This is a genomic window from Phenylobacterium aquaticum, assembly GCF_947378715.1.
GTDB lineage: Bacteria > Pseudomonadota > Alphaproteobacteria > Caulobacterales > Caulobacteraceae > Phenylobacterium > Phenylobacterium aquaticum_A.
Genome location: NZ_CANCLE010000199.1, coordinates 1 through 6,474, shown reverse-complemented (window position 1 = coordinate 6,474; position 6,474 = coordinate 1). Strand labels below are relative to the sequence as shown.

Here is a 6,474-nt window from a genome sequence, read left to right as displayed (position 1 = left end):
CGGCGAAGCGGGCGTTGGGGTGGGCGGCGGGATCGCCGCCGGGCTCCCAGGCATTGCCCTTCCAGTCCACCAGGCCTGCCGGCGGAACTTCCGTGAGCCCCTCCCACCAGACGTCGCCGTCGTCGGTCAGGGCGACGTTGGTGAAGACGCAGTTGGAGTGCAGCGCCTCGATGGCGTTGATGTTGGTGCCGCGGCCAGTGCCGGGCGCGACGCCGAAGAAGCCGGCCTCGGGATTGATGGCGTAGAGGCGGCCGTCCTCGCCGAAGCGCATCCAGCAGATGTCGTCGCCGATGGTCTCGGCCTTCCAGCCCGGGATGGTCGGCTGCAGCATGGCCATGTTGGTCTTGCCGCAGGCGCTGGGGAAGGCGGCCGCCACATAGCGCACCGCGCCCTGAGGCGAGGTCAGCTTGAGGATCAGCATGTGCTCGGCGAACCAGCCCTCATCGCGGGCCATGACCGAGGCGATGCGCAGGGCGAAGCACTTCTTGCCCAACAGCGCGTTGCCGCCATAGCCGGAGCCATAGGACCAGATCTCCCGGCTCTCGGGGAAATGGACGATGTACTTGATCTCGTTGCAGGGCCAGGCGACGTCGGCCTGGCCATCGGCCAGCGGCATGCCCACCGAGTGAACGGCCGGCACGAAGAAGCCGTCCTCGCCGATCTGATCCAGGGCGCCCTTGCCCATGCGGGTCATGACCCGCATCGAGATCGCCACATAGGCGCTGTCGGTGATCTCGACGCCCAGCTGGCTGATCTTGGAGCCCAGCGGTCCCATGCTGAACGGCACGACATACATCGTGCGGCCCTTCATACAGCCCTTGAACAGGTCCGACAGATCGGCCCGCATCTCGGTGGGGTCGAGCCAGTTGTTGGTCGGGCCGGCGTCGTCCGGATGTTCCGAGCAGATGAAGGTGCGGCTTTCTACTCGGGCCACGTCGCGCGGATCGGAGGCCGCGAAGAACGAGTTCGGGCGCTTCTCAGGGTTCAGCGGCTTCAGAGTCCCGCTCGCGACCAGGTCCTTGGTCAGCGCGTCCCATTCAGCGTCGGAGCCGTCACACCACCAGACCTGATCCGGCTGGGTCAGGGCGGCGATCTCTTCCACCCACTGGACCAACTTGGCGTGTTTGGTCGGCGCAGGACGAAGACCCGGAATCGACGTGGCCTGGAACAAGCTCGGAACTCCTTGGTGACGCCGGACACCGCCGGACCCGGAACCCCACCGCATAGTGACCCGCGTGGAAAATGGCGAGCCCGCGCAAGGAAAAAACCGTTAGGAAACCGGTTACCTTCCGCAATTTTCTGCTGTCAGATCCAGCATCCGGCCAAGTTGCAGACAGTATATGGTGAATTCACGAGGTCCAGCCGCCTCTACATTAACGTTACGGCGCCCGCGAAGCTTGTTCGCGCCTCATAGGGACAAGAACGGCGTGCGGTAAGGCTTTCGGCTAGTTGTGCACTGCACGCGTCGTCGGCGATCGAACCGTCGAGACCAGCGCCGCCGCCCCTATGCCGCCAGACCCGCGCGCCATTGCTCGTCCCGCACCGAGGGGCGGCGATGGAGGCGAGCGTCCAACAGGGCTCGCCCTTTTGCGGTCTCACCGCTTCGCAGCCACGCCTGGAGCAGAGTGTCCTCGATGACCTCACGCTGGGCGTGACTTCCGCCAATTCGGACCACGTCCTGCGCCACCGGCTCCAGCAAGGCGGCGCAGCGTCCATAGTCGCCCTGGGCGAAGGCTGGCAGGGCCCGACAGATGGCCGGCACGACCGGACCCGCCGGGAACCTGCCGCTGGCCAGGTGCTGGTTGACGGTCTCGATCCGCTTCTCCAGGCCCGCCGCGTCGCCGTTGGCCGCGGCGATCATCGCCATGTGGACGTCGATGAAGGCGAAACCGCCATTGGGAAACACCGTCATCGCGTAGTCGGCCAGCTCGTCCCACAGGGGTCGCGGCGCCGCCTGGCCGTAGGCGTCGACCCGCCAAAGGAACGAGGCGCAATCGCTGACGACATTGATCGGCATGGCGGCGCTGGTCGCCGGGCGGACCCCACGCGTATAGAGCCCAAGCGCACGCTCCACATCGCCAGCTTCCAGGGCGACAAGGGCCTGGTGCCAGGAAATATGACCGTGGAGCAATCCGGACCGATCATATCCCGGCAGCCACGCCGTGATCAGGGCGTCGGCCTCTTGCCCCGCGCCCTGTTCAAACAGGGCGTGGGCCAGCCCGTGAACCGCATGAGCGTTGTCCGGGCGCAGGGCCAAGCCCTGCTCGGTCAGGCGCCGGCCGTGCGCCACATTGGTGTTCTCGGTGTGCGACCAGCCCAGAGCCGTCAAGAACCACCAATCCGTCCCATAGTGAGCGGCCACTCGCTCACAGAGATCGACCCCCGCCTGGGTGTGGTCCGCCATGCCGGAGAAGGCGAACAGGCCAAAGGCGCCCAGCGGCAGGGACAGGATGAAGGCGTCGCGCGGCCAGGCGTCCAGATGGACCAGCGCCCGCTCCAAGGCGGACTTGGCGTCGCCGCGAGTCGCCAGGGCCAGGACCTCGACATGGCTCCGCTCCCGGTCCGTCCCAGCCTGCGTCACCAGGCGCTCGGCCTGATCGATCGCGGCCCTGGCCTTGGCGGGCTCCGAGGCCAGGGTGTGCGCCCGGGCGCGGGCGGCGATGGCCAAGGCGAAGTCCGGATCAGCGGCGATTGCGCGATCCAGCGCCTCCGTGCTTCCGGTCCAAGCCGCCAGCATGAGGTCTACGCCCTCGCGATAGCGCGCCGCAGCCACATCCGACCCCGTCGACAGCGGCAAGCCGCCGCGATCCAAATGCGCCATCCCTTAGCTCCTGCCGCCCCGACACCGGGAGTCTGAGCCCGTATTATCGCCGGGACCCATCGGCGGCCAGCGCCATCCGGGCTCGCGCGGGCTTGGCGGGATCAGGCGCGGGTCAGGACGCCCGGCGCAGGCCCGGTCGGCGGGCGGCGCTGATGTTGCTGACCGCGCCGCTGAGGCGGAACTGGGAAGTCGCCTCGGCCAGGGCCTCCGCCTCGTGGGCCACGGACTGGGTGGCGGCTGTGGATTCCTCGACCATGGCGGCGTTCTGCTGGGTCGCCTGATCCATCTGGTTGATGGCGCCGTTGATCTGGGCCAGGCCGAGCGACTGCTCCTGTGCGGAGGCGGCGATATTGGCGACCAGTTCGTCGATCTCCGCCACCTGGCCGGCGATGATGCGCAGGGCCTCACCGGTCTTGCCGACCAGTTGCACGCCGGCGCCGACCTGGCTGCCGGAGGTCTGGATGAGGTTCTTGATCTCCTTGGCCGCTTCCGCCGAACGCTGGGCGAGCGCCCGCACTTCGGAGGCGACCACGGCGAAGCCCTTGCCGGCCTCGCCGGCGCGGGCGGCCTCGACGCCGGCGTTCAGGGCCAGCAGGTTGGTCTGGAAGGCGATCTCGTCGATGACGCCGATGATCTGGCCGATCTGGCTGGAAGACGCCTCGATCTCACTCATGGCGGCGACGGCGTCGGCCACCACCTGATTGCTCTCCTGGGCGCCGTGGCGGGTGGTGACGACCACCTGGGCGGCGCGCTTGGCGTTGGCGGCGGACTGGCTGATCGTCGCGGTGATCTGATCCAGGGCGGCGGCGGTTTCTTCCAGGCTGGCGGCCTGGTTCTCCGTGCGGCGCGACAGGGCCGAGGCGGCCTGGTTCAGCTCGGCCACCGCCCCATGCATGCTGTCGGTCGAGCCCTTGATCGAGCCGATGGTCTCTTCCAGCTTGCCGATGGCGTTGTTGTAGTCGCGGCGCAGCTTCTCGAACTGCGGGGCGAAGGTCTTATCGAGGCGATGGGACAGGTCGCCGCCAGCCAGGCGCTCCAGACCCTGGGCCAGGGTCTCGGTGACCAGGGCGCGTTCCTCGTCGACCGTCGACTGCAGGCGGGCGCGAGCCAGGGAGGCTTCCTCCTCGGCGGCGCGAGCGGCCTCGACCTTGGCCATGGAGTCCTGGGCCAGGGCCAGGGCGTCCTCGGCGCGACGCACAGCGGCGTCGGAGACGGCGAACATGCCGACGATGCTCTGCGAGATCCACATCAGCACGGCGGCCTCGGCGATCAGGATCACCGCGTGGACCAGCACCCGGCCAAGCCCCGCCGCGCCAGGGAACACCGCCGCCGGCAGCAGGAAGCTGAGCGTCAGGTGGTGGACGGCGACGACGGCCGCGCCGGCCAGGATCACCCGCCAGTCGCAATAGATCACCAGGGCCGCGAGGGCGGCGAAATAGGCCATGTGCATGTCGATCTGCCAGGCGTTCCCCCGGAAGGCCGCCACCAGCAATGAGACAATGCCCATCATCGCCGCAGCCACCGCCATGCGGCCGGCCGCGCCCTGCTGGTCGCCCGCGCAGAGCATGGACGCGCCCCCCGCCAGCACCGCGGCCCCGACGCCCAGGCCAAGCCAGGGGCCCTTGAGCAGCAGGGCGGAGACAATCGTCGCCAAAACCAGGACCCACAGCACGGTTCCCAGGACGCGATTTCCGAACCGGCGTTGATCGTCGATGGTCTTGAACATGAAACCCTCAGGCCTACCGGCAGCCCGCCTCAAGCGCTTGGCGGAACGGAAGCATTCTGAGGCAGATTCTGTGCTGATATGGTTTCCGACTGGTTGACGATCCGTCGCAGAGGATCCGCCGAACCGTGCGAGACCGGCGGCATGCCTCGGTTGGGAAACACCCCTTTGGCTCATCTCATCGCGGTGGGGCGCCGACCATCACGGTGATGGAACTGGCAGGCAGAACCATCGGCCCGAGGCTCCGCCCCAGGGATCGCCGGGTGGGCGGCAGATCGAGCCCCGGATGACTGTTCGGGCCGTCCGACACCCAGCTATATTGGACCGGAGAGTACTGTATGACCTTCCCCGGCCCCGTGAGCGGCCTGGCCTCTCGCCCCAGCGTGGTCACGGCGGCGAGCGTCACCCGGGCCGCCGCCGTCGGGTCGCGGTTGACCAGCAGGACACCGATCCGACCATCGGGCCGGGTCAGGGCATAGGCGGTGACAGCGCCCTCCCCACCCTCAACCGTGACGGCATAGAGCCGATGGGGTCGTCCGCCCGCTTGCATCCAGTCGCCCGACAGCATGCGGGCGGTGAAATAGGACGGCATCGGGTCCTTGGCCTGGCCGTCGGCGTCGGCCTGGAACAGCATCATGTTGCCATAGCCGGCGCAGGCCTGGTGCTGGTTGATCGGCACATTGGGCGGATAGCCGAACAGATAGGCCGTCTGTCCGCCCTCGCTGAGGAACTGGCCCACGATATCCGCCATCAGGAGCGCGCTGGGCAGCTCCGACATCGCCCGGCCGGAAAAGGCGGAGAAGCCGTATTCGCTGATCACCAGGGGCGGCAGGGCTGGAGCCGCCTCGCTCCGCAGTCGCCGGATCACGTCGGACATCATGCCGGTCTGGGCGCGCAGCTTGCCGAAGGTGTCGCCGCAGATGTCGTCAAAGGGATAGTGTTCGAAGGACAGGAACTGCAGCTCCTTCAGCGCGTCTCGCCCAGCGAGATAGCTGAGGAATCCCCGCGCCCAGGACCGGTCGACCTCGGGCGACATGTAGCTGGCGGTGAAGCCGCTCTGCAGGCTGGGGCCTCCCAGTTTCAGCGTGGGATCCACGGCCCGGATCGCCCGGGCCGCCTGCAGATAGAGCGCGCCATAGTCGCGCGGGTCGCCGTACTGGCCGTCCGGCTCCTCGCCGAGCTCCAGCTGACGGATCGGATAGCCACGGCCCTTTAGGAATCGGACCTCGGCGGCGGCGTCCTCCGGCGCGCCGAACAGCACCGCGACCGGGGTCAGCATTGGCAGGCCGTTGGTCAGGCCGCTGGCGAACACCCGATCGAAGCCGGCCTGCTCAAGGTTCGGGTCCCGGTCGACCGCCCGGTGCCAGGGGTCGGTTGAGGAGACGTGGGTCGAGGTCTGGCCAAGATGCGATGCGGCATGGCGGACCACGTCCTGGAACGCGTCGTCCGCGCCCCAGCGGCCAAAACCCACCTCGCGCACGGCATAACCCATACGGTCGCGAGGATCGGTCGCCCCGGGGGCGGTCGTGCCCGACGCCGTTTGCAGCAGGATGCGCAGGTAGCGCACCGGCCCTGGCGCCGCGCCCAGCCTGAGCCGGACATGGCCGCCGGCGCCGTCGGAGATCGCGCCCGTCGGGAAAGTCACCCAACGGCCGGCCGGGTCATAGTCGCTGAGCGAGGACCAGTACTGGACCTCGTAGCGGACCGCATAGGGTTCGCCCCAGTCGATCTCGCCCCCGTCGACCTGGGCCGGCGCGTCGAGAGTCAGGGTCAGCCACTGCGGCCGGGCCTGGGCCTCCCCGGTGTAGCTGGGATCGAGATAGGGGTTGGATTTCCAGAAGGTGGCCGGGTCGCCATCGGTCAGCCGGGAATAGTCGACATTGTTGGCGTTATCGACGGTGTCGCCCCGGCGCGGCAGCTTGTAGCCCCA

Annotated in this window: 4 protein-coding genes; all 4 read right to left on the bottom strand. The window is 68.4% G+C overall.

Annotated features, from left to right (window positions below; all coding sequences use genetic code 11):
- On the bottom strand, positions 1 to 1,171 hold a 1,171-nt coding region (locus tag Q7P21_RS18555), incomplete at its 3' end, for a phosphoenolpyruvate carboxykinase (GTP) (protein ID WP_304179012.1).
- Between the two features lie 333 nt (positions 1,172 to 1,504).
- Positions 1,505 to 2,821, bottom strand: coding sequence for a tetratricopeptide repeat protein (locus tag Q7P21_RS18550; RefSeq protein ID WP_304179001.1), 1,317 nt, complete (start codon positions 2,819 to 2,821; stop codon positions 1,505 to 1,507).
- A 112-nt stretch (positions 2,822 to 2,933) separates the two neighbouring features.
- On the bottom strand, positions 2,934 to 4,547 hold the full coding sequence (locus Q7P21_RS18545) for a methyl-accepting chemotaxis protein (protein WP_304178989.1): 1,614 nt from the start codon (positions 4,545 to 4,547) through the stop codon (positions 2,934 to 2,936).
- Between the two features lie 175 nt (positions 4,548 to 4,722).
- The coding region (locus Q7P21_RS18540) for a discoidin domain-containing protein (protein WP_304178960.1) at positions 4,723 to 6,474 on the bottom strand (1,752 nt) is incomplete at its 5' end.

Coding starts and splice junctions, on each gene's coding strand:
- Q7P21_RS18550 (WP_304179001.1), bottom strand. CDS start 2,821: ATGGCGCATTTGGATCGCGGCGGCTTGCCGCTGTCGACGGGGTCGGAT.
- Q7P21_RS18545 (WP_304178989.1), bottom strand. CDS start 4,547: ATGTTCAAGACCATCGACGATCAACGCCGGTTCGGAAATCGCGTCCTG.